The following is a 24,794-nucleotide window of genomic DNA, read 5'->3' on the forward strand; positions in this document are numbered from 1 at the left end:
ATCTAACTCTAATGGAAGCCTTGACGTTTTAGTAACCTACAAAACCTTACTAGTGAAGCTCCCATGTGCTATAATGACGTCTGGACTACAACCTATACCTGTGAAAATTGGATCACACACGTATAATTTGTATAAGTAATTGAATTGTATTTTATATAAACAAGGCAGATAATTATAAGATCAAATTGCATATTTTATAGACCCTTGAAAGCAGTATCTCCGAATAATATCTGGCTTTTGCATACGACAAGCTAATATTAATGACAAAAGTAGAATTGTTCCCATATTTTGTTGCGGGGTCACTATCAATAGCTCCCTGCTGCTCCATTGACCTACACCTCCACGTCACTGGTTCAATGGAGGTGGCCGCTTATTTACACATTTTTGTACCTTTTCAAGCATTCTTCATACATGTCTATCATGAATACCTTGAAACTCTCCTCTTCTTTATACAGGATAATCCATAGCAGTTGCAATACCTGTTCATAAGCGAAGTAGAAAAATCGAACATTTACATCTGTTGATTTGGATTTGATACGTGCCTCATCCTGAATTCTAAAACCAGTCTCAATTCTCCATCTTCTTTTATATGATGCAATAATATGGTCAAGATCAATTGTAGACTGATTAGTGGCGAATGCCCAATCATATGATTTGTCGCTTTGTTTATCGAATATTTGTTTCAGCAATGCCAGAGTGGTTTCACCTTTCAGAACCGTTTTATTTATGTTGAGCTTGAATTTGTATTGCATTGTTTTCTTTTCAGCTTCTTCCATTTGAGCAAGTTCTTTTCTAATTTTGGGGTTTTTTGGGACAAAAATCAGATATGGATACTTTGAATTGGAAAGTGTCAGCATGAGTTCTTTGCTGTAGAATCCCCTATCAAACAAAATTAGAGAAATCGATTTTACAATTGGTTCAATGACTGTAAGGCACCATGTCACAGTATATGCCATATTGTGCCCCATCCTAACCGGAACTGAAATAAGGGGAATTTTTTGTGGAATATCTGAACTGACAATTGAACATGTCAAGAATTTGAATTTCCCAGATATTCCATGTTCTCCAGTCCATCCATGTATCCAGAAACCTTGAGGGTCACCATAAAAATCTTCATCTGTATAATCAAAGGCTAATACAACTTCTTTTTCTTGAAGCCAAAACTTTGTTCCCAAGATTTTGACCGTTTCTAGATACTCCCAATAAATGTTTGAAACAGGCACTTTCTTTATTGCAAGATGTAAAGAGTCTGCTCGGTTTCCAACGGTTTCGACATAGGTGTTGGCAACTGAAGATTTGAGAAGATCTCGATTATAGTGGAAACCGGAAAGGAATTTGCTCTTTGGTTTTAATTCCAGAGAACGATCTATGAATGTATCCAACGTCTTTAGAGTGCGAAAATATCTGGCAGGATCTAAAGTCATATTATCACAAGATAAACCGTACGTCCAAGATACTCCTTGGGACAGTCGACCTTTGCACCGTTCCCGAATTTGGTTACTTTACGAATTAGGAATCCTTCAATGTTATCAATTTCAAGATGGTTTTGGAGTTCCAACTCAACTTGCTTCATAGTATATAATATGTATATACAAAAAGGATAAATAATTTGGCTAAATTAGGAGTTTCTGGAAAAATTAGAGCAGTGATTCGGAGATACTGGAAGTATCAAAAGAGAATTATACCTGGAAAGGGAAAAGCTTTTCCAAATTTCACAATCAGAGAAAAAAGAAAAGAAAAAACAGAAAGAAAAACTGAAAAATCGTACTCCCTTTTTCTTATCCTGTGCTTTTCTATTGCAAGTAATCTATAATATTGGCCGGCTTCTAATGTAAAATAAATAGCTTTCAGACAAGAAAATTCCTTAACCGATGACCAATTATATAATTGTATAATGTATAAATGGGCTTCAGGCTTCTGTTTTCGTTATAAAATTCAAATTTAGTTCTTGTGTTTATTGATTATTGACATATTTCATTTTACTCCAGGTTAATGCGTCAATGCAATGTGTTTTTTGCAATAAAATACAGTATTTTAGCAGAATCTATCAAATTAGAGCAGTATTCTGGATTTGAATTACCGTATTCTAAATTCTGCTTAACTAAAGGAACCTGTCCAAAAATGATTTTTAAAAAACGCACATGATATCCTTTGAGTAACATGCACAACCAATGAAAGTGCTTGCAGATAGCAGTATTTTCATGCAAATTATTAATCTCATACTTATTTTAAGTAGCTGTGAACATAGACATAAAAGAGGCAAAAAATGGCAATAACGGCAAAAATTGATAAACTGACAAAAACGACAAAAATGGCAAATACCCTTAAGGAGCTTAACAGGTCGGCAGAAGAAAACTGCAAAAAAGGCAGAATTTCCTTTAAGGTAGGGAAGTTCGAAGACGCACTTGCTGCCTATGGAGAAGCAGCTGATGCCTGGAAAGAAATGGCAGATATGCTTTTCGAAAAAGGAAAAGAGGCCCGAGGGAAAGAGTTTCTTGATAAAAACCTGGAGACCATATCATGTTACGGGATGGCTCTTTTCAAACTTGAAAGATATGAAGAAGCTCTGGAGATTGTTGATGCCGCCCTTGAACTTAAGCCTGAAAACCCTACCGAGTGGTCCAACCGGGGTTTCGTGCTCTCAGCTCTGGACCGGAACGAAGAAGCCCTTGACGCTTTCGAAAAAGCGCTTGCATTTGACCCGAAATCCCCCAAAATCCTGACTAGCCAGGGCATAGTATATTTCAGGATGGGGCTTCTAAAAAAAGCTATTGAGACTTTTGACAAAGCCCTGGCAATCGAACCCGGGAAAGCCTCGGACTGGGCTTGCAAGGTTCCCAGGTTCAGTTTCTTTTCCCGGAATGAAGCACCTATTATGAAGCCTGACAATGCTGAGACCTGGTACTGGAAAGGCAACGCACTTCTTGAGCTTGGAGAAAAGGAAAAAGCCCTTAATGCCTTCAGGAACGCTCTTGAACACGATTCCGAACACCTCAACTCTCTTCTTAGCGGAGGGGATTTGCTTTGCGAATTTGCTGAGTACGGTGAGGCTTTCAAGTGTTATATACGGGCCCTGAAACTCAGTCCTGGAAATGAAGCCGCTGAGAAAGGAAAAGAGTTTTGTGAAGAGAAAATTAATGAGTGATTATAAAAACACATTCAAGCTTAATTTCTGGCTCTTTGCTATCTCTATGGATAAAATGATTTTCAATTCAAGATCACATGGTTTTTATGAGAATATTATGAGGATAGCCACACAAAACAACGAAGAGCCATTTTTTATTTTTGGTTTGGGTATTTTCTAACTGAGCAGTTTTATCAACCCATTCCAAAACTCAGAATTTGCTTCTTATACCTTGTATATCGAGTAATCAACTAAATTCATGATTATGAAAAAAATTCTGAAAACTTCCCGCAATTAAGAATTTTGAGATAGGCTCGTTCATAAAAAAAAGGCCATAGACTGTATATTAAAGTTAGATTCATGCAAAAAAATAATATCAAATAAAACAGATTTCAATTTCCTAATTACTCAATTTTTGATGCTTGGCGCGATATTGGAAAGATATGCATATATTGTCAAATACTGAACTTTAACTATATCCAGATTAAAACCTTGTCTTCATGAGATGTCTTCGAATTGTTATTTGTAAACATAGCATTCTTGACTATGATCTACTTACTCCAAAATCAAATTATGAAGTGAAAACATGAATGTACTATATGATTACTCAATATTTCAACTTCAACGTTATGGAGGAATCTCCAGATATTTCTATGAGATGATAAGTTGTCTCTCTATGAAGAATGAAATCAATGTTAATTTATTTGAAGGTTTTCACATTAATGAGTATGAATTTCAGAAGAATAAAGAGAATTTTGGACGGTATCGCGGGTATAAAACGTTTCCTTTTCCAGGTAGCGGTTATTTATTCGACACATTGAACAGAATATGGTTTAATCACGTTTATGATGATTTTTCAAATTTAAATATTTTTCATCCAACTTATTACAGGGGAGATTTAAGCAGGTTTAAAAAATCACCCGTAGTATTAACAGTACACGACATGATTCATGAGTTATATAGTGACCAATATAGTAAAAATGATCCTGAAATGAAGTACAAAAAATTATCAATTAACTCTGCTGACGCAATAATCTGTGTTTCTATGAATACTAAAGAGGACTTACTCAAGTTTTATGATTTTCCTGAAGAAAATATCTGGGTAGTCTATCATGGAAGTTCTCTTAATAGATCTATGCTTCTTGATCCTGGAAAAATTGTCAATGAAGATTTTATGAAGAAACCCTACTTTTTATACGTAGGAAAGCGAGATGGATATAAAAACTTCTTAATGCTGCTGGATGTTTATGCAACTCGTTTTGCAGATGATTTTCATCTCGTTTGTTTTGGAGGAGGCAAATTTAATGAAACAGAACTGGGTATACTTAATAAATTCAAGCTTTCGAGTAAGGTTATTCAAGTAGATGGTTCTGATGAATTCCTGGCATCTTTGTATAAATATGCATTTTGTTTGATTTATCCTTCTTTATATGAAGGGTTTGGTATTCCTCCCCTTGAAGCTATGTCTTTAGGGTGCCCGGTAATTGCAAGCAATACCAGCTCAATTCCTGAGGTGGTTAGCGGAGGAGGAATATTATTCGATCCGTTTTCAAAGGATGATTTAATTCATTCAATAGATTCATTAATGAACCCAAATATAAGATCTCACTGGATATCAAAGGGATTTGAACAGGAAAAAAAATTCAGCTGGGATAGAACTACAAATGAAACACTCAACGTTTATGAATCTATAATATCCTAACATTTTAAATTAGAAGTTATTATGGGGCCTTCCAGTTATTTTCTAGGAAACGGATCTCCAATTAAGAAAAGTTATGTATGCAAATGATATGGCTGAAGCACATATATATTTGATAGAAAATTATAACTCTAATGAAATATAGGAGTTTATCAACACTGAGATGGGAAAATTTATTATAAAGTAATTAGCTGAACTGGCACAGCATAAAAAGGGAAAATTGTGTAAAATGCATCAAAGCCTGATGGAACTCCACGAAAACTTCTTGATGTCATAAAGCTTCACAGCCTGGGCTGGAAAGAGAGAATATATTTGAGGGAAGGAACTAAAAGTGTTTTCGATGAGTACCGGAAAACTTTGAAGGAACGGCCCTTTATTTGATAGTGGATGTGAAGAAAAAAAATGAAAATCTCAATAATAACTCCGTCTTTTAATTCTGAAGAATATATCCTGAACAACCTGAAAAGTGTTCATCTGGATCAAAAAGGTGATTTCTCAGTAGAACAGATCATTGTCGATGGAGGGAGTAAGGATAAGACTATTGATATTATCAACACTTTCAGGGACTCTCACAAAGCTGATATTAAGTTAATTGTCGGTAAAGACAAAAGCATGTATGATGCCATAAATAAAGGCATAAAAGCAATGTCTGGAGATATATGGGCTTGCTTAAACACTGACGATGAATATAACCCTGAAATATTCTCAGTAATTGTTGAGGAATTTAGAAAAAACAAGGATGTAGACGTTATATATGGTTATATTGATAACGTTGATGAAAACGGAAAGTTCCAATATACCTCATACTTACCTCAATTTGATCTGGATTTCCTCGTCTTAAGCCGTGGATGTCGGTGTATCAATCAACCTTCTACTTTTTTAAGAAAGACAGTTGTGGAGAGAGTTGGATACTTTGACCTTACCTACAGGTATGCATCAGATTATGATTATCTTATTAGAGTCGGAAATCAATGTAATGTTAAACGGCTAAACAGAAGTTTTACAAAATTTATGGTTCGTGGGTCTTCCCTGTCATCTGGAACAGGTTCAAAAACAACTCTTGAAAAAGAGGCAGAAACGATTTCTAAATTTTATATTGACAAATACGGGATTAAACCTAAAAATCTGTATATTCAATATTTGGGTTTTTGTTTAAATCACATAAGACCAAATAACTTACCTTATATCCTTAAAAAGCTCCCAAAAATAACTATCCTGGTTTTGACCCTAAAGATTTTTAAATATTAACTGAGCCTCGGGCCACAAAAAGGAAATATTAATGGCACTACAACCCGAAAAATCTCAACCAGAGTGGGAGATTGAATCGGGTGAGAGATTGAATCGAAAAAATAATGTTTTCATCTTTTTCCTTCACTATTCCATTTTTGTTTATTTGTAATTAGTCGTGCTGTTTAATCTGATTGTATTATCTGATTGTATTAGTGTAAGATCTGATTGTATTAGTGTAAGATCTGATTGTATTAGTGCAAGATCTGATTGTATTAGTGCAAGATCTGATTGTATTAGTGTAAGAATATACTACAGTCACGGTTTTTTGTATATATTTTTAAGCAACCTGAACCCAACGTTTGCTATAAAACAAGGCACCATATACATTGCTTGAATCCCAAAAATCCTGATTAAAAATACAACATGGTTTCGCATGTGATAATAATAAAATTTAAACTCATTTGACTGCCTTGACCCGCCTGTTTTTATTTTACGGTGCTCAGATGCGGCTTTTGGTTGAAAAAAGAATTTATAACCTGCTTTGCGCAGCCTGAAGTTCAGGTCGGTTTCTTCCCTGCTGTATGTGCCTTTGTATGCTTTTTCTTCGTAGCCGCCTATTTCTTCCAGGGCGCTCCTATTATACAAACAACACGCGTGACCCGTGACAGTTTCCTGAACTTCGTTAAAGTCCTCAGTATAATTATTATATACTTCGCCTGTCCACTTATTAAAAACAAAGGGCAATTTTTTTTCAGTAGCTTCTTTTTTATGAAGGTCGGCATTAATGTGTGAAATCGGGTTATCTTCAAGTAACCTTGGAACCACTGCTCCGACTTTAATTCCTGATGAAACAAGCGAATTGTACGTATTTACCAGGGTTTCAACACAGTCAGGAAAAAGAATTAAGTCATCTTCTATGAAGAAAATAAGGCTCCCTTTGGCTAAAGATAAACCAATATTCCGGTTGCTCGGAGTTCCGTGGTTGACTTCATTTATTTTAGCTTTAATACGCGGGTCGAGTTTTGTACATTCTCTAACAACAACAGGAGTTTCATCTTTAGAACCATCATCAGAAATAATTAACTCCCAATTATTATATGTCTGATTCAGTACTGAATTAACGCATCTTTTTATCAATTCAGACCTGTTATAAGTCGGTAAAATTATGGATACAAGCTGTTCTTTCATGGAAAACTTTCCGTTAGGTATTACTGATTAAAAGTTGACTCATAGACCTTTATTATTTTTTGAGTTACTTCATCCCAGTCTATTATCGAATACAAGCCATAATTTTTCTCGTCTACCTTTTCTTGTTCTTTCTTACTTTGCCCTCTTTTATTTTCCATTAAATCTTGCAATGCTCTTACGACCTTCTCCTTTGAAACCGGATTCTCAATCCCAATACAGTTTCTTCCGTCAACAAACTCCTCAAGTGCGCTCCCTTTTGCCACTATACAGGGAATTCCCGCAGCCAGTGCCTCAGCAACCGTTATTCCATATGCCTCATGAGAAGAAAGCATTAAAAATATATCCGCATCTGCATAGCGTTCAAGAAGTTCTTTTCTTGACAGATCTTTTAACCATTCAACCCTTGCTCCCTCCCCTGAACTTTTAGCCATATTGCGAAGCTCAGCTTCGTAAGGACCCTTTCCAATGATTCTCAACCGGAAATCCTGAAGTTCAGGCAAACTCTGAATAATGTACTGTACCCCTTTATATTCTTCCAGGCGGCCCACATAGAGAAGAATCTTTTCTCTTTCAGCGTTCCTGTTTAAGCTTTTTTCCGGCTGCCTCAAACCTTCAAACTCTTTAAGGTTTATTCCATTAGGGATCTTTACGGTTTTTGCGGCAACCTCAAAATCTGATTCTACAAGTTTCTTTTCATACTCTGAGACACATATTACGGAATCTGCCCTGGAGAAGATAATCTTCCCGAAAAGCCTGTAAGGCTTGTGCAGTAAATCGCGGAATGTGGTATGGCCGTGCCTGTGATAATGCGGCGTAAACACAAATTTTCCGCTATGCCTACTTAAGGATGCGAAAAATGCAGGAAAAGCATGATAACTATGTGCATGAATTATATCGTAGTCGTGCTTTTTGAGATAAGTATGGATCTGAGGAGCGAAGTAATACGCATTTCCCGGAGCAAAAGATCTGAACCTTATAACCCTTACTCCGTTTATTATCTCTTGCTTTCTCAATTTTCCCGTGGGATCGGTTGTTATAACCTCCACATCGTGCCCTGCTTTAACCAGCCTTTCACTAATTTCTTTGACATGAGTTTCCACTCCACCTATGTCAGGAGAATAACGGGGACATATCTGGGCTATTTTCAAGGCTGAACCTCTTTTATACTGGAATCTATGTGGAGTAATGCATTAGTTTAATATAAAGATACTGTGATAGTTTAGGCAAATGACATCTAATAAAAGCGTTTGCATAGCCGGACCTTCGAAACGTTTTTTGAGCGGTATCAGTTATTACACTATCCGTCTGGCAAATGCCATGTCTGTGGAAAAAGACGTCTCAGTAGTTTGCTTTCGGCAGTTGCTTCCAACTTTTCTATTTCCCGGAAAATCCCATGTTGGAAAGAATATTTCTGACCTGAATTTTTCACCCGGGATACCTGTCTTTAACGGCATGGACTATAACAATCCACTGACCTGGATTCAAGCATACCGCTTTCTTAAAGCACAAAAACCGGATATTATAGTTTTGCAGTGGTGGACTTCCTCGATTGCGCATATGCAGCTTCTGCTAAAGATATTTGCAGGTTTGCTGAATAAACCTAAAATAATTATAGAATTTCATGAAGTTGTAGATCCTTTTGAAGAATCAATACTTCCAATCAGGTTATACTCAAAAATAACAGGAAAACTGCTGCGTAAAAACCTTGATGCATATATTACTCATTCCGAATCCGATAAAGAGCTTGTTGCAAAAAGATACTCTATTTCCCCTGAAAAAATTCATGTGATCCCACATGGACTTTATGACCAGTACGGGAAATTGCTTGACATAAAAGAAGCAAGAAGAAATCTCTCGATAAAGGACGATTTCGTTATACTTTCTTTCGGCTTAATTCGAAAATATAAGGGAACTCCCTACCTCATCAGGGCCTTTGAACAACTGCCCCCCAAAATTCTCGAAAAAAGCCGGTTATTGATTGTCGGGGAAATCTGGGAAGACCGCAAGGAATTACTGGACCAGATTAAAGCTTCTCCTTTTCATGATAAGATTACACTTGTAGACGAATATGTTCCTGACGAGAAAGTAAACCTGTATTTCAGTGCCGCCGATGTGGTAGTCCTGCCTTACCTGAGAGCTTCTCAGAGTGGAATTGCGCATATCGCCATGTCTTTTGGAAAGCCTGTTGTTGTTTCCGAAGTAGGTGGCTTAAAAGAATCAATGGCTAACTATGAAGGCACTTTTTTCGTACCCCCTGCAGATATCGATTCTATCAGAGAAGCTATTCTCAACCAGTTCGGAGAGAGAAAGCACTACGAAGCCCCTGATCAGAAATGGGATAGAATTATAAACTGTTACATAGAATTAATACAATCTATTTAATTTTCTTTTTCATAATTATACCATAATTTATAATGTTTAATTTATAAAGGGGATACTATGAATTCTCAGGATCGTCCTGTATCGTCATTAAAGGATAAAATTAAATCCAGCTGGCCTTATACTCTGACAGTTGCGATAATCGGTTTTGTGTCTCTATGGATTAGAATAATCCCATCAGACAATGTAATTTTTCCTGGCGGAATTGTGAAGTTCACGACCAATGACGCATGGTACCATATGCGTACCCTATTCGTTCTGCTTGAAAATTACCCCCACAGGATGTTTTTCAATCCCATGACCAACTATCCTAATGGGAGTTACATACATTTTGGTCCATTGTTCGATCAAATGATGGCTATTACGTCCCTGATTCTTGGAATGGGAAATCCCAGTTCTCAACTGGTTAACACTATAGGAGCCTATTTCCCTGCCGTGCTCGGAGCCCTAACTGTTATTCCGGTTTACTACATAGGAAAGTACCTTGGTGGACATAAAGTTGGGATTCTGGCTGCGATCATGATTGCATTTGCTCCAGGGCAGTTTCTATCCCGTTCAATGATTGGCTTTACAGACCATCATGTTGCCGAGTCGCTATTCAGTACTTTCTTCATGATGTTTTTCATGCTGGCCTTGATTTCAGCAAAGGAGAAAAAGCTTCATTTTGAAGATGTGTTCAATAAGAAATTCAATGTCCTGAAAGAACCTCTTATATACTCAGTTATGGCTGGAATCATGTATTCAGCCTACCAGCTTTCCTGGCCAGGAGGCTCTCTTTTCTTATTTATCGTTCTTGTTTACGCAATATTTCAATATATTCTTGACAATTTCCGGAATGAGTCCAGCGACTACCTTGGGTTTACAGGTGTAGTCACTTGCCTAATAAGTACAATACTCATCCTCCCCTTTGTCCATCCGGATATGGGGTTTTCTCTGTACTATTACTCCTGGTTCCATGTAGTCACTGCTCTTGGAGCGATGGTGGGTTTTGTGGCTTTGAGTTTCATTGAAAGGGAATTCAAAAGAAAGAAAATAAAAGCTTATTATTATCCTTTTCTAATCCTCGTAGCAGGAATTTTCGGGCTTATAATTGCAAAAATCGTATCTCCATCACTGTATTCCCTGATTATACATGCACCAAGCACTGTTTTCGTAATTCAAAAGGGAGGACCTTCCACAATAGAAGAAGCTTCGTCTATATTCTTCCCATATGGCACTTTTACCATGGAAAAAGTCTATTTAAATTTTACTGCCACGGGATTTTTTGCGTCTCTTCTCGGGATGCTTATGCTGGCTGCAAACCAATTCAGAAAACCAAAACCCGAGGAATTACTGGTTCTTGTCTGGAGCTTCTTGATATTCCTTACAATTTATGGCCAGAACCGTTTTGCATATTACTATTCAATAAATGTTTCAGTCCTGAGTGCATATCTGGGAGGCCTGTTACTTGAAAAAGTAAAATGGAGTGAACTTGACCAGAAGTTCAAAAGTACTGTAAAGTCACCCGCAGATATTCCAGAGGCATTGAAACTCGTCAGAGTAGAGCAGGTTATAGCAGTCCTGCTTATAGTGGTATTTCTAATTTATCCAGTATATGGATCTGCAATTCCATATACAAAAATGGTATACGGACAGCCTATCCAGCCCTGGGAAGATGCTTGTACCTGGCTTCGCTCAAACACCCCGGACCCTGGGATGGACTACAATGCCATTTATGAAGCTCCGGAAAACGGAGAACTTTTCAATTATCCTGATACTGCATATGGTGTTATGTCCTGGTGGGACTACGGGCACTATATAGAGACAATAGGGCATAGAATGCCAAACGCGAACCCGTTCCAGGCAGGAATCGGAGGCCGCACATCAAGCATTAACGAGACAAATCGGCCAGGTGCTACAACGTTTCTTACAGCCCCATCTGAAGAAGAAGCAAGTGCAGTACTTGAAGCCATAGACCCGAGGCCCGACAAAGCAGGTGCAAGATACATAATGTCTGATGCCAGAATGGCTACAGATATATTCGGGTCAATTGCTACCTGGACTCTTGATAATAAAGGGTACACCCAGGTATACTTGATAGATAAAGAGTATAGATCCCTGCCTACCACTCGATATTTTAATACAATGGAGGCAAAGCTGCATATTTTTGACGGAAACGGCTTGAAGCAGTATCGTATGATTCATGAGACTGAGGCCTACCAAACCAATGAGCTACTGTACAAACAGGTATACAATTACTTTTATGGAGGTAAACTCTCTGAGGTAGATACAGGCTATGTCAAGACCTTCGAGTACGTTAAAGGTGCAAATGTAACAGGCACGGCTTCCCCCAATGAGACCGTTAATATAAACACGACAATTCTTACAAATCAGGGGCGAACCTTTGAATACTCGCAGTCAACAACTGCAGACTCTCAGGGAAAGTACGAGCTCACAGTGCCTTACTCCACAGAAGGGCCGATTGCAGGCGAAACACAATTTGATACTGCACCTTCAGGACCATATGTATTGAGTTATGGGAATACGACAAAAGAAGTGAAAGTAAGTGAAGAAGATGTATTAAAAGGAGAAGAAATAAAGGTTTGAACAGTATAAGAATAATACAGTTAGTTAATTTCACATTTTTATTTCTTTTACCTTATTTTATTTCTTTTACCTTATTTTATTTCTTTTACCTTATTTTATTTCTTTTACTTTATTTTATTCATTTCACCTTATTTTATTCATTTTACCTTATTTTATTCATTTTACCTTATTTTACTCATTTTACCTTATTTTATTTTTTATATTTTATTCATTTTACCTTATTTTATTTCTTTTACATTATTTTATTTCTTTTACATTATTTTATTCATTTTACCTTATTTGATGTCTTTATTTTTATTTTTATCTTTTTTGGAAATGATTGTTCTATAGATATTTTTGAAGTAGCCTCCACCTTTCCAGAATGATTGTTTTTTATATATTCACCGGTTACATATACTTTTATATACTATTAATAAAGTTATTTTATATGTCAAAGGGCCTCTTAAAGTGGAACAATAACATTGCAGCGTCTTAGAAGACTTACTAATGTTTCGAAGTAGACAGTTTTAGAGAGACTATAGTCGGGAAAGAAAAGTAACTCTCCTCCAGGAATACTGAACCTCTTGAAGACTGTTCTGACGACTCAATATGAAAAATGCATGAAGTTTCCGAAAATGGATAAGCAGGATTATAAATAATCAGACTGATTTGCCTGCATAGGATAATGTTATCTATTTGATTTTCTTCTTCCACAAATTATATATTTAATTGAAAAAACTTACCTCTTAAAGGGGATTATTATGAGTTCTCAGGATCATCCTGTATCATCATTTCAAAACAAAATCAAATCCAGCTGGCCATATACTCTGGCAGTTGCGATAATTGGCTTTATATCTCTATGGGTCAGAACACTTCCTTCAGATTCGGTGTTCTTATCCGATGGATCCGTAAAGTTTGCGACCAACGATGCCTGGTACCATATGCGTACCTTATTCGTCCTGCTTGAAAATTACCCACACAGGATGTTTTTCAATCCCATGACCAACTATCCTAACGGGAGTTACATACATTTCGGCCCATTGTTCGACCAAATGATGGCCATTATCTCCCTGATTCTTGGAATGGGACATCCCAGTTCTCAACTGGTTTATACAGTAGGAGCTTATTTTCCTGCCGTGCTCGGAGCCCTAACTGTTATTCCGGTTTACTACATTGGGAAATATCTTGGGGGGCATAAAACCGGGATTCTGGCTGCGATTCTGATAGCATTTGCTCCAGGGCAGTTTCTGACCCGTTCACTGATTGGTTTTACAGACCATCATGTCGCTGAATCACTATTCAGTACTTTCTTCATGATGTTTTTCATGCTGGCCTTGATTTCAGCAAAGGAGAAAAAACTTAATTTTGAAGATGTGTTCAATAAGAAATTCAATGTCCTGAAAGAACCTTTTATATACTCGGTTATGGCTGGAATAATGTATTCAGCCTACCAGCTTTGCTGGCCAGGAGGCTCGCTATTCTTATTAATTGTACTTGTTTACGCTATATTCCAGTATATCTTGGACAATTTCCGGAATGAATCCAGCGACTACCTTGGGTTTACAGGCATAGTCACCTGCTTAGTAAGTACAATCCTTATCCTTCCCTTTGTCCACCCTGACATGGGTTTTTCTCTGTACTATTACTCCTGGTTCCATGTTATCACATCCCTTGGGACAATGGCAGGCTTTGCGGCTTTGAGCCTTATTGAAAGGGAATTCAAAAGAAAGCAAATGACGGCTTATTACTACCCTCTGCTAATCCTCGGAGCTGGTATTCTCGGGCTTATATGTATCAAGGTTTTATCTCCATCTCTTTATTCCCTGATTATAAACGCTCCGAGCACTGTTTTTGGGATTCAACAGGGAGGGCCTTCGACAATTGGTGAAGCTACTTCTATATTTTACAGTAGTGGTGTCTTTACCCTTTCTAAAGCTTTCTCAAATTTCACTACTACGGGATTTCTCGCTTCTATTCTAGGAATGCTTATTCTGGCTGCAAATCTATTTAGAAGACCAAAGCCTCAGGAATTTCTGCTTCTTGTCTGGAGTTTCTTTATTCTCCTTGCAATTTACGGCCAGAACCGTTTTGCATATTACTATTCAATAAACGTTTCAATCCTGAGTGCATATCTGGGAGGACTGTTACTTGAAAAAGTAAAATGGGGTGAACTTGACCAGAAGTTCAAAAGTACTGTAAAGTCACCAGCAGACATTCCAGAGGCATTGAAATTCTTCAAAGTACAGCAGATTATAGCAGTCCTGCTTATAGCGGTATTTCTAATTTATCCGGTATATGCATATGCAATGCTATATGCAGTTGGCTCAAATGAGCCCAATGAGCCCTGGATGGAAGCTTGTACCTGGCTTCGCTCAAACACCCCGGACCCTGGGATGGACTACAATGCCACTTATGAAGCCCCGATAAACGGAGAACTTTTCAATTATCCTGACACTGCCTATGGCGTTATGTCCTGGTGGGACTACGGACACTATATAGAGACAATAGGGCACAGGATGCCGAATGCGAACCCGTTCCAGGCAGGAATAGGAGGCCGCAGGGCAAGTATTAACGAGACAAACCAACCAGGTGCAGCAACCTTCTTCACAGCTCCATCTGAAAAAGAAGCAAGTGCAATACTTGAAGCCATAGACCCAAGGTCCGACAAAGCAGGATCACGATATATAATGTCTGATGCCAGAATGGCTACAGAAATATTCGGGGCAATGCCTGCCTGGACTCTTGATACTGATGGATATTATCAGGCTTACTGGACAGGTAGCCAATATCAGAACATACCTTCTACCCGATATTTTAATTCTATGGAAGCAAAACTGCATATTTTTGACGGAAATGGATTGAAACAGTACCGTATGGTCCACGAGACTGAGGCCTACCAAACTGACGAGGTCGGGTATAAACAGGTATACAATTACTTCTACGGAGGTAAACTCTCTGAAGTAGATACCGGCTATGTCAAGATCTTCGAGTACGTCAAGGGTGCAAATATAACAGGAACGGCTTCCCCCAATGAAACCGTGAATATAAACACGACAATTCTTACAAATCAGGGAAGGACCTTTGGATACTCGCAGTCAACAACTGCAGATTCACAGGGTAGGTATGAATTTACAGTGCCTTATTCGACCGATGGTCCGAGTACAGGCGAAACAAAGTTTGATACCGCACCTTCAGGACCCTATGTAGTGAGTTATGGCAATACGACAAAAGAAGTGAAAGTAAGTGAAGAAGCCGTATTAAAAGGAGAAGAAGTAAAGGTATAAGCTACGGAGTGTACTATTACTCACTCCACTCACCTTTATTTTTACTTCTTTTTCCTTTGCTTTTATTTTTAGGATATATCTTTTCAACTTTATTTTTAGGCAAGGTCTGCAGACTTTTATTTTATTTTCCCGCTATCTAGATATACTATTAAAAAAACCTACTTCGCAGGTGAAGTGCGATGAAAAACCCTATCATAGGCCGAGTCTGGAAATTCGGAAACGATATCGATACAGACGTAATTATTCCTGGTAAATATCTGCGAACCAAAGATATGCAGGTCTTTGCAGCTCATGCAATGGAAGGCATTGACCCCGAGTTTGCAAAAAAAGTAAAACCAGGGGATATTATTGTAGCAGGCAGCAATTTCGGCTGCGGCTCTTCAAGAGAACAGGCCCCCCTTGCTTTAAAACATGCAGGTATAGCCTGCGTTGTCGCAAAATCTTTCGCGAGGATCTTTTTCCGAAATGCAATCAATGTAGGGTTACCTCTTATTGAAGCCGATATAGAGTGCCAGGAGGGCGATGAGGTCAGGGTTGATCTGCTAAAAGGCGAGGTTACAGTTTCAGATAAAGGCACATTCAGGGGAAATAAATTGCCGGATTTCCTTCTCCAGATACTTGCTGACGGCGGGCTTGTAGCCCATAGAAAAAAAATCCAAGATGAGCAAAAAGAATAATTAGTCCAGTAAATATCAAAATATGAAAAGTACACTGAAATGTACACTGAAAAGTACACCGAAATGTACACCGAAAAGTACACCGAAATGTACACCGAAAAGTACACCGAAATGTACACCGGAAACATATCGGAAATGGATTAAATTTGATAATTACTAAAATAATAGTAATCCAGAAAGGGAATCCAGAACAGTAACCTATGGTCACACCTGTAATTGTTGCAATAAAAATTTCATTTTATCTCAGTTGAGTAGCTGCATTATTTAGCCTTGTGACTATAGAATCAACAACCCAAAAAATCATCCAAAACAACCGATATCTATGCTTTTTCCTGATGAGTATAAGTATGTGGGCGTAACAAAATCCTTCTGCCCGGGCACTGAAGAGCCTATCTATTTTCTTACTGACTATCTGATTACAGAAAAGGAAAATCCTCAGACAGGCGACTACGAATATGCAGTTTATCACGTAAAAAAAAGCGGAGAGGGACTGCTCAGGAAAGTTGAAGCTCTCGAAACAATAGCCTCAGGAGAAGAGGTGGTAAAGTATGACAGGGAATTAAACATAAAAAACCGCACACTCCTGATCGAGACTGCAGAAAAGCTCTGTACCGGCAAAGTGAACACGGTAATTTTTACAGGTATGGATAGGCATGTTACTTTTGTTCATGCCCCTGACCTTTCAAGCATTCTTGAGCTAGAAATCCTTGACGTTGCTCCCCCTTATCCGTCCTGGCTTTCTCTTGTTGTGAGAAGGCTCGAAGCCAGTGGAATTTTCGGGGACCTCCAGGTCAGGTTTACTGAAAAGGTAATTGACCTCAGGCATTTTGAAGGAAAAAATACGGTTTTTCCATGCAGCGCGTCTGGACTCGAAGGCAAGTGCCTGGATTCGGATGTGCTCACAGAAAATGGACATTTACTTGTAGGATGCGAGATTTCGAAGACTCTTTTTGAGATGCGTTTTCCTGAATTAGAGTATTCTTTTATAAACATATGTCCTTTCAAGTCCGAAATAGTTGTACCCTCAAAATCCTTTATTACTCGCTGCTGCAGGTCTGAAAATTCAGGGCTTGTAAAGATTTCAGGTTTTGATGGAGCTGTAGTCCACTGGGGGGCATCGGAGTACCAGGTGGCTGAAGCTATCCGAAAACTTGTAAACAGCCTCAGGCAGGGTTCAGAGGATCTAAATAGCCAGGTATAAGAGTGTTCACAAATTAAACTGCAGGCCTTCTAAGTTTACTTGAGGAAACTTACACTGGAAACTGGTAATTGAAAAAACTGCCTGTGCGAAATTCAATTTACTTATTTTGTACCTTTTTTTGAATAGTAGTGCTGCCTGCTCCTATCTTCCCATTTTCATCAACTATTGATAAATCCGAAACTGATCTCGCAAGAAGTATAAGGGCTCTTCGTTGTTTTGTGTGGATATCCTCATAATGTCTTCATAAAAACCAATGCGGTCTCGAATTGAAAATCATCTTATCCACAGGGAATGAGGAAGACCCGATATAAGACACGCAAGTAACACGCACTTATGAATTGTCGTGTCAGGTGAAAGAGCAGGACTCGTGTTATCTTTTTGTCAGTAACAATCTTTTGTGTAAGAATCTGATCAACTTTTATTAATTATAGTCTTAGGTCTAAATCATAAGATTTTTTATTATATATACATAAGTTCAGTATTAATAGAAATTCTTGACTAAATTTAGAAAATGTTATAATCTATGAAGGTCATCCTTTTAAAGGATCATTTACTAGCGACGCTCGTAAATGAGGGGATTTGAGGGGAACATCAAAGATTTAAGTGACTCATGTAATCGGAAACGGGTAGCCGATTACATCACAAAATTAAGTCAGGGGGGTAATGCTATTCTTTTGCTCACGATTGTATGGATTGTTGGATTCGTTGTAGGGATTTTCTTGCTGAAGTTTGTGTTTGTAAAAGTTGCGGTACAGGCTTCACTTGCTTACAACACAATCATTGGACGTAATATTCACGGGAAGTATCAACAGGTGGATGTAATACCTGATTTGGTTAAAACTCTCGCTGACAGCAACATATATCAGCGTTATTCGCTTGATCCGCTGCGTGTTGTAAAATATCCGGCGTTTTATAGAAAAGGCTTTAAGTTTTTTGATGGAGATCAGTATAAATATGCTATTTGTTATGAAGGCAATGGCAACTATACTGTCTACAGAAAAGTGAGAGCAGAAATATCGGGCAATAAAACAAAAACAGTGGTTAAGGAAAAGTCTAAAATTAAGGTGTGAGCAGAACTAAGATGTGAGCAGAACTAAGATGTGAGCAGATTTATTTAACCGAAGTGCTGCCAGGGATTGCCAATATGTATGAGCAGAACTAAGGTGTGAGCAAAGTGAAAATATCCACACAGTAATTTAATTCAAACACTGTCTCTTCTATCATGTTACGCAGACCTTTGGGACTTAGTCTGCCTGAAGTTTGATGAGATCTATTATCCCTTATCCTCTCATAAAGTATTTTTCAGCAGTTGCCTGCACAGAAGACATAGTTTTAAATCTGATTGTATATTTATTGGATCATTAAAAGGGTAATAACCAGGCATACAGGTATTTTGAGGATTTCAAGTCTCAAATGTACTCATGTACTGAAGCTCTAATTACCCCAAAATCATGTGTTAAATCTCAAATTATCCATAAATTACATTTTAAAGCTCTAATTATCCATAAATCATCTGTTAAAACATTAAATATCCCTAACTTATATACTAAAAGTTTAACTATCCCGAAAAATCTCATTTATAAAACGAAACTGGAGTTCACCGAATGTCTTTCCTGACTAACTTCCTTTTAGGGCTCGGGCTTTCAATGGATGCATTTGCAGTTTCCATGTCCAGCAGCACTACCATACGGCCTTTTCAACTAAAGGATGCACTGAAGCTTGCCTTCTTTTTTGGAGGATTTCAGGCTTTTATGCCTGTGCTGGGCTGGATTGGAGGGAGCGCAGTAAGTGGCTTTGTATCAAACTACGCCCCCTGGATTGCTTTTGGGCTTCTGGCCTTTATCGGAGGCAAAATGATTTATGAGGCTCTTTACGGAGACCCGGATGGGAAGATAAATTCCCTCAATTATTCGGTGCTTCTGATGCTCGCAATCGCTACAAGTATAGATGCCCTTGCCGTGGGAATTAGCTTTGCTTTTCTCAATACTCCTATCCTTGAACCTGTGATTATAATAGGCTGTGTGACTTTTTTAATGTCTTTTTGCGGAGCAGTCCTGGGGTACAGAATAGGTCATTTTTTTGAGCACGAAGTCGAGATTATTGGAGGGCTTATTCTCATCGGGATTGGTGGAAAAATCCTTGCCGAGCATCTGCTCTGGATCTGATAAATCCTGGAAATCTCAAAAAGTTACGCCAGATTCATATACCCCTAACTAAGATGCAGTTAATATGAGACTGGCTGTAATCGAAGGTGATGGTATAGGCAGGGAAGTAATCCCTGCAGCTGTTAAAGTCCTTGATGCTTTCGGGCTTGAGTTTGAAAAAGTACCCCTGGAGCTTGGCTATACCCGGTGGGAAAGGACAGGAACTGCAATATCAAATGATGATCTGGAAACTATAAAAGGGTGCGATGCTGTCCTTTTTGGGGCAATTACTACTGTACCGGACCCGAATTACAAAAGCGTGCTCCTGACTATACGAAAGGAACTGGACCTGTATGCTAATGTCAGGCCTGTAAAACCTCTGCCCGGTATAACAGGAGTTACCGGGAGAAACGATTTTGATTTTATTATTGTCAGGGAAAACACTGAAGGTCTGTACTCGGGAATTGAGGAAATAGGGCCCGAAATCTCCTGGACGAAAAGAGTCGTCACCCGGAAAGGTTCCGAGCGGATTGCAGAATATGCCTGTAAGCTTGCAAAGAAAAGAAAGAACAAGCTGACTATTGTCCATAAATCCAATGTCCTGAAATCCGACAAGCTTTTCCTCGATGTTTGCAGGCAAACCGCCAGTGCTAACGGCGTGGAATATGAGGATATGCTGGTTGACTCGATGGCTTACAATCTTATTATGCACCCTGAAAGGTATGACATTGTGGTCACAACGAACCTCTTCGGAGATATTTTGAGTGATATGTGCGCAGCCCTTGTAGGAAGTCTCGGCCTTGTCCCAAGCGCCAATATAGGGAATAAATATGCCTTCTTCGAACCTGTGCACGGGAGCGCACCTGACATTGCCGGAAAGGGCATTGCAAACCCGCTTGCTGCAATCCTCTGTGTAAAGATGCTGCTCGAATGGATGGGAGAACCTCGATCTCAAATTATCGATGAGGCAATAACCAATGTACTTCAAAAGAAAATCATCACTCCTGACCTCGGAGGGACGGCCAGCACAATGGAAGTCGGAAACGCGGTTGCGGAATATGTGAGGAACAATATACAAGATCAATGCAACTCAACCCGGTAAAACCAGTTAAACCTGGTAAAATCAGCTAAACCTGGTAACATAGTTCAACCGGATAGGATAGACCGCTTCCTGCCAGAGAAGAGTTTTTAATGTTTTAAACCCTTTTTTATAATAAAGCGCAGTTACATTTTTATCAAAAATGACTGCACTTAAATACGGATTTATCGCTAACGAATGAATGGGGGTTTCATTCTGCGTCAATTTTTCGATATCTCACTGCCTATTACGGAAGAAATGGTTGTATATCCGGGAAAGCCCGGACCTTCTATTAAGAGGTATGCCTCCGTCCCAAGGGATAAGGAAAACGAGTCTATCCTGACTATGGGAAGCCATACAGGCACTCATGTAGAATCCAAACTGCATCTAAGAAATGGTAGAGAAAGCACTGCTGACCTGCCTCTTGATCATTTTTATGGAAAATGCAGAGTTTTTGATCTCACGCTTGTGGAAAGTGAAATTCACAGTCAGGATCTTGAAGAGTTTGAAATCGGGCCTGAAGAGATAGTGCTTCTAAAGACCAGAAACTCGGCCCTTGGGTACGTGAAATTCCTTGAGAATTATGTACACCTTAAAATAGATGCAGCTGAATACCTCGTCAATGCCGGAATCAAAACACTGGGATTTGATTACCTGAGCATCAAGAAACCCGATGGGGACGACGAGGTCCGTGAACTGCTTATAAATAATACGACTTTGTTTTTAGGGCTCAACCTTGCCGGCATTCCTGAAGGGGAATATACGTTCGTAGGTCTGCCTCTCCGTATAGATACGGACGGAGCTCCGGCGAGAGTGATACTCATTAAAGAATAATACACTTAACGACAAATATCAGGAAAAAATAGTAACATGTGATTACAGCAGATACCAAAAAGTTAGAAGGGCAATATTCCGGTTTCAAGAAACCGTTCCAGTTTAAATATGTCGCCCAGTCTTGGTTTCTATTTTGACTATTTTCTATTGTTTTCAATGATTATAAAAAATTGAATTCAAAATTTGTCCTTTGGAATTGGGATAGAAATCGCAGGTCTAAATGGAACCGGTTGAAAAGTAAGTTTCTCTCCGCCTTTAATTTTCGTCGGAATTTCTTCGTGTTTTCGATTTTTTTCTTACTTTTCTTGAAGTTTACGTCTCAGTTGGTCTGTTCTTGAGATTTACTTATATGATCTGTTCTTGAGATCCACTTCAATTGACTTATTTTGAAACTTACTTCTCAACATTCCAGTTCTTTAGAGGTTTTAGTTCTTTAGAGGTTTTACATCATTTTGATTCGCAGTTTTTGATTCGCAGTTTTTAATTTGCAGTTTTTGATTCGCAGTTTTTGATTCGCAGCTTTTCAATTCGCAGTTTTTTATTATATGACTCAAGTGCTTCCAGGCTAGTAGTCAATAATCCTGTTTTATATACTCATTACTGGTACCTTTTGTTTAAGTATAGACATATCTTCAAACTGTACTGAGGGATTTATGTTTCTGTAACTTTCAAACTGCTCATAATACTGAGCACGCTCGATCAATCCTTTGAATATTTCCTCCATTGTATTCACCTCTATTTACAAAAACTACTTCAGTACTTATTAACCTCAGCCTAGCAGAGTGAAAGTATTTCTTGCAGAAAGCCCGGCAAAAATTCCAGGCTATACGGCTATTGAGGCTGAAAACCTTCCGGAAGGCTTTCAAAAAATGGAATCAAAAAATGAAAAACGCTACGAAAAAAATGTTAAATGGAGAGCCGGGATAAAATAATTTAATACTTTTTTGCGGTAGCTGCAAGCTGCTCTCCAAGCTTTTTGCAATTCAACAGTTCTTTTTCATATGGTCTGTACTTTACCTGCAACCCGGGACCAATCACTTCAATTCCTGCGCTTTTTAGTTCCTGTTCTATGGTTTTTACTGCTCCTCCTCCCCAGCCATAGGACCCGAATGCCACAGCTTTTTTCTTCTGGGGGCGCAGGCCTTTGAGATATACCAGGAAGTCACCGACCGTTGGAAAGAGCCCATTATTAAGAGTCGGTGAGCCTACTGCAAAGACGGCTGCATCGAGCATCTCTTTCATGATATCACTCCTCGAGCTTTTTCGAAGATTCAGCAGTTTTACCTCCACACCTGCGGCTCGGACAGCTTCGACAATTTCGTTTGCCATTATTTCTGTGCTGCCCCACATGGTATCATATATCACAAGCACTTTTTCTTTTACCTCTCCGTCAGCCCACGATTTGTAAGCCTCAAGGATCTTCGGCAGATCCCGTTTCCATATAATTCCGTGAGAAGGAGCTATCTGCAAGGGCTCTATTTCCAACTTGTTTAATAACCCAAGATAACGAAGAAGCGGCAGATGGAAAGGCATGAGAATGTTTGCGTAGTACTCGGCTGCTTCAGGAAGGACATCTCCCACTTCGAAATCATACCTTTTTGAAGTTGCTATATGCTGCCCGAAACCATCATTTGAAAAGAGGATCCTATCTTCTTTCAGGAAAGTCTCCATACTATCAGGCCAGTGCAGCATTGTAGCTTCCAGGAACCGAAGGGTTTTGCCACCCAGATCCAGCTGATCGCCTGTCTTCACAACCTCAAGGTCCCAGTTCTCACTACCTGAGCCCTTGAAGTAACCGTTAAGGATATCAACGCCCTTTTTTGTAATGAGTATTTTAGCATCGGTTTGTTTTTTAAGCTCTGCCAGAGAACCTGAGTGATCAAGTTCCATATGGTTTACTACAATGTAGTCGAGTTTTGAAGGGTCTATAACCTGACTAATTCGTCTGAGCATCTCCCCTGCAAAGGGAGATTTTACCGTATCTATAAGTGCGGTCTTTTCCCCAACGACCAGGTAGGAGTTGTAGGTTGTCCCTCCGGGAGTTGTAAATCCGTGAAAATCTCTTCCGTTCCAATCAATTGCTCCTACCCAGTATACACCACTGGAGAGTTCAACGACTCCACCTGTTTCTTCTGCATTCATATTCGCATCTCGTCTGGTTTTTCAGGTCTGCATCCGGAAACTGGTAATCTCTTCCAGGAACTCGTCAATTAACTCGTAATGACTTCTTTCGTAACCTGCCAGCATCTCGAAGAAATTTTTAAGGCTTTCGTCATCGACCATTTTTGCGACTTCCAGATAGAAATCTTCACTTTTTCTCTCGTGCCTGAGAGCTGCAACAAGGATTCCCGCATCTCCAAGCGTAATTTCTCCACCTTTTATGCGCCCCATATCAAACTCAGGGGTGAAAGACTGGCTACTCGGAATTTCCGTACTGGTTACAGGCAGCTCATTTTGATCCCGATATTTTTCAAGATAGCCAAGATGTTTTACCTCTTCATTTGCCAGATACTCGTAGAGTTCCTTAAATTTCGGTTTGTCCATTAAAGCAGCTTTACTAAAGTAGAAGTCTCTTGCCGCTGTTTCCCTCTCAATTGCCAGAGCTACAGCTTCTTCAATTCCTTTCAGATTTTTTACTTCCTCTACTACATTTTGATACGTACTTTTCATACCTCTTACCCCCTTTGATAACTTATCTCTTCAGATTACCCGAGTTTTAAAGTTTTTATATTTTGGTTTCTTCCTTAGTTTTCTTCTTTTTTCGTTCTTTCACTTTCAGGATTATATCTTCAGTAGGTCGCTCAAGCCCGAATATGTCATAAATCTCGTAAGGGCTCTCAAGCACCGTGATATTTTCCATTTGTGCAAGTTTTTCCGAGTTTTGAACATCTACTTCGCGCATATTAAGTTCAAAGGCTCTGCCACTTGGCGCAGAGGTTTTTACACTACCTCTTTTCTGGTCTACAGGCAGGATAAAAATAGGTGTTTGTCCTTTCCCAGTCTGAGAAACTGCGTTTGTAACAAGAGTATCTGCAATCCCATACACAATTTTTGCCACGGTATTGGCAGTTGCCGGGGCGATCAATAAGAAGTCGTAGTATCCCATCTGCAGCGGGCCTGCAATGAACGGGGAGTTAGGGCCTGCATCCACCTTGAAGTTAGGAAAGTCGTTCTGGATTTTATCCCAGAGATGATACCATTTCATTACGGTCTCGCCCTCTTTAGAGAGGAAAACCATTGCTTCAACATTTGTTCGGTTTTTAATGTCCACCAGAATGCTATAGGTCTCAATCATCTGGTCTCCCGAACCTGTTATTCCCCATGCTATTCGCTTGATGTTCTTGTTTAATGGTTCTACCAAAATAACTCCTCCTTAACTGGTTCTGACAAA

21 protein-coding genes are annotated in these 24,794 nt (G+C 38.9%); 13 read left to right on the forward strand and 8 right to left on the reverse strand.

Features of this window, described 5'->3' with window-relative positions; translation table 11 throughout:
* Window positions 1-172: 172 nt before the first annotated feature.
* From FXW07_RS10700 to FXW07_RS10710, 3 genes are read right to left on the reverse strand one after another with little or no spacing between them, the layout of a single operon-like run.
* Window positions 173-328 carry a hypothetical protein gene (locus FXW07_RS10700; protein ID WP_229395428.1) on the reverse strand — a complete coding sequence of 52 codons (156 nt, stop codon included), beginning with the start codon at window positions 326-328 and terminating at the stop codon, window positions 173-175.
* 46 nt (window positions 329-374) lie between these two features.
* The gene (locus FXW07_RS10705; protein WP_229394612.1) at window positions 375-1,424 is read right to left on the reverse strand and encodes a transposase; all 1,050 of its coding nucleotides are present in this window, start codon (window positions 1,422-1,424) and stop codon (window positions 375-377) included.
* Entirely contained in the window at window positions 1,421-1,573 is a 153-nt protein-coding gene (locus FXW07_RS10710) for a DUF2080 family transposase-associated protein (protein WP_229394611.1), read from the reverse strand. Before FXW07_RS10710 ends, FXW07_RS10705 begins: the two co-directional genes overlap by 4 nt.
* Window positions 1,574-2,266: 693 nt before the next feature.
* On the opposite strand from FXW07_RS10710, the gene FXW07_RS10715 reads away from it, so the two are divergent.
* From FXW07_RS10715 to FXW07_RS10725, 3 genes are all read left to right on the forward strand, one after another.
* Window positions 2,267-3,145, forward strand: a complete 879-nt coding sequence (locus FXW07_RS10715) for a tetratricopeptide repeat protein (protein WP_229395429.1) — start codon at window positions 2,267-2,269, stop codon at window positions 3,143-3,145.
* Between the two features lie 565 nt (window positions 3,146-3,710).
* Window positions 3,711-4,826 (forward strand): glycosyltransferase family 1 protein, encoded by a 1,116-nt coding sequence (locus FXW07_RS10720; RefSeq protein ID WP_255679031.1) that lies wholly within the window; start codon window positions 3,711-3,713, stop codon window positions 4,824-4,826.
* Window positions 4,827-5,225: 399 nt separating this feature from the next.
* Window positions 5,226-6,071 carry a glycosyltransferase gene (locus FXW07_RS10725; protein WP_229395431.1) on the forward strand — a complete coding sequence of 282 codons (846 nt, stop codon included), beginning with the start codon at window positions 5,226-5,228 and terminating at the stop codon, window positions 6,069-6,071.
* Between the two features lie 297 nt (window positions 6,072-6,368).
* Here FXW07_RS10725 and FXW07_RS10730 read toward each other — a convergent pair whose 3' ends face one another.
* Entirely contained in the window at window positions 6,369-7,241 is an 873-nt protein-coding gene (locus FXW07_RS10730) for a glycosyltransferase family A protein (protein WP_229395432.1), read from the reverse strand.
* Between the two features lie 20 nt (window positions 7,242-7,261).
* Entirely contained in the window at window positions 7,262-8,389 is a 1,128-nt protein-coding gene (locus FXW07_RS10735; RefSeq protein WP_229395433.1) for a glycosyltransferase family 4 protein, read from the reverse strand.
* A 79-nt stretch (window positions 8,390-8,468) separates the two neighbouring features.
* Here FXW07_RS10735 and FXW07_RS10740 point away from each other — a divergent pair, with 79 nt between their 5' ends.
* From FXW07_RS10740 to FXW07_RS10785, 10 genes are all read left to right on the forward strand, one after another.
* Window positions 8,469-9,623, forward strand: coding sequence for a glycosyltransferase (locus FXW07_RS10740; RefSeq protein WP_229395434.1), 1,155 nt, complete (start codon window positions 8,469-8,471; stop codon window positions 9,621-9,623).
* 57 nt (window positions 9,624-9,680) lie between these two features.
* The gene (locus FXW07_RS10745) at window positions 9,681-12,206 is read left to right on the forward strand and encodes an oligosaccharyl transferase, archaeosortase A system-associated (protein WP_229395435.1); all 2,526 of its coding nucleotides are present in this window, start codon (window positions 9,681-9,683) and stop codon (window positions 12,204-12,206) included.
* 740 nt (window positions 12,207-12,946) lie between these two features.
* The gene (locus FXW07_RS10750; protein WP_229395436.1) at window positions 12,947-15,469 is read left to right on the forward strand and encodes an oligosaccharyl transferase, archaeosortase A system-associated; all 2,523 of its coding nucleotides are present in this window, start codon (window positions 12,947-12,949) and stop codon (window positions 15,467-15,469) included.
* A 179-nt stretch (window positions 15,470-15,648) separates the two neighbouring features.
* Window positions 15,649-16,146, forward strand: coding sequence for a homoaconitase small subunit (gene hacB, locus FXW07_RS10755; protein WP_229395437.1), 498 nt, complete (start codon window positions 15,649-15,651; stop codon window positions 16,144-16,146).
* Between the two features lie 322 nt (window positions 16,147-16,468).
* Complete coding sequence (locus FXW07_RS10760; RefSeq protein WP_229395438.1) at window positions 16,469-17,347, forward strand: hypothetical protein; 879 nt, start codon at window positions 16,469-16,471, stop codon at window positions 17,345-17,347.
* A gap of 569 nt (window positions 17,348-17,916) precedes the next feature.
* Complete coding sequence (locus FXW07_RS10765) at window positions 17,917-18,417, forward strand: hypothetical protein (protein WP_229395439.1); 501 nt, start codon at window positions 17,917-17,919, stop codon at window positions 18,415-18,417.
* Window positions 18,418-18,951: 534 nt separating this feature from the next.
* Window positions 18,952-19,512 carry a manganese efflux pump MntP family protein gene (locus FXW07_RS10770; RefSeq protein WP_229395440.1) on the forward strand — a complete coding sequence of 187 codons (561 nt, stop codon included), beginning with the start codon at window positions 18,952-18,954 and terminating at the stop codon, window positions 19,510-19,512.
* A 64-nt stretch (window positions 19,513-19,576) separates the two neighbouring features.
* A complete protein-coding gene (locus FXW07_RS10775; RefSeq protein WP_229395441.1) occupies window positions 19,577-20,593 on the forward strand; it encodes an isocitrate/isopropylmalate dehydrogenase family protein in 1,017 nt (338 codons plus the stop codon).
* A gap of 174 nt (window positions 20,594-20,767) precedes the next feature.
* Entirely contained in the window at window positions 20,768-21,403 is a 636-nt protein-coding gene (locus FXW07_RS10780; RefSeq protein WP_229395442.1) for a cyclase family protein, read from the forward strand.
* Window positions 21,404-22,185: 782 nt separating this feature from the next.
* Window positions 22,186-22,335, forward strand: a complete 150-nt coding sequence (locus FXW07_RS10785; protein WP_229395443.1) for a hypothetical protein — start codon at window positions 22,186-22,188, stop codon at window positions 22,333-22,335.
* A 1-nt stretch (window position 22,336) separates the two neighbouring features.
* Here the strand turns inward: FXW07_RS10785 and FXW07_RS10790 are convergent, their stop codons facing one another.
* The 3 genes from FXW07_RS10790 to afpA are packed head-to-tail and all read right to left on the reverse strand — an operon-like array spanning window position 22,337 to window position 24,764.
* Window positions 22,337-23,545, reverse strand: a complete 1,209-nt coding sequence (locus FXW07_RS10790; RefSeq protein WP_229395444.1) for an FprA family A-type flavoprotein — start codon at window positions 23,543-23,545, stop codon at window positions 22,337-22,339.
* A 21-nt stretch (window positions 23,546-23,566) separates the two neighbouring features.
* On the reverse strand, window positions 23,567-24,073 hold the full coding sequence (locus tag FXW07_RS10795) for a ferritin family protein (RefSeq protein ID WP_229395445.1): 507 nt from the start codon (window positions 24,071-24,073) through the stop codon (window positions 23,567-23,569).
* A gap of 55 nt (window positions 24,074-24,128) precedes the next feature.
* The gene (afpA, locus tag FXW07_RS10800; protein WP_048118180.1) at window positions 24,129-24,764 is read right to left on the reverse strand and encodes an archaeoflavoprotein AfpA; all 636 of its coding nucleotides are present in this window, start codon (window positions 24,762-24,764) and stop codon (window positions 24,129-24,131) included.
* Window positions 24,765-24,794: the final 30 nt, after the last annotated feature.

This window comes from Methanosarcina sp. DH1 (assembly GCF_020804205.1).
Lineage (GTDB): Archaea > Halobacteriota > Methanosarcinia > Methanosarcinales > Methanosarcinaceae > Methanosarcina > Methanosarcina vacuolata.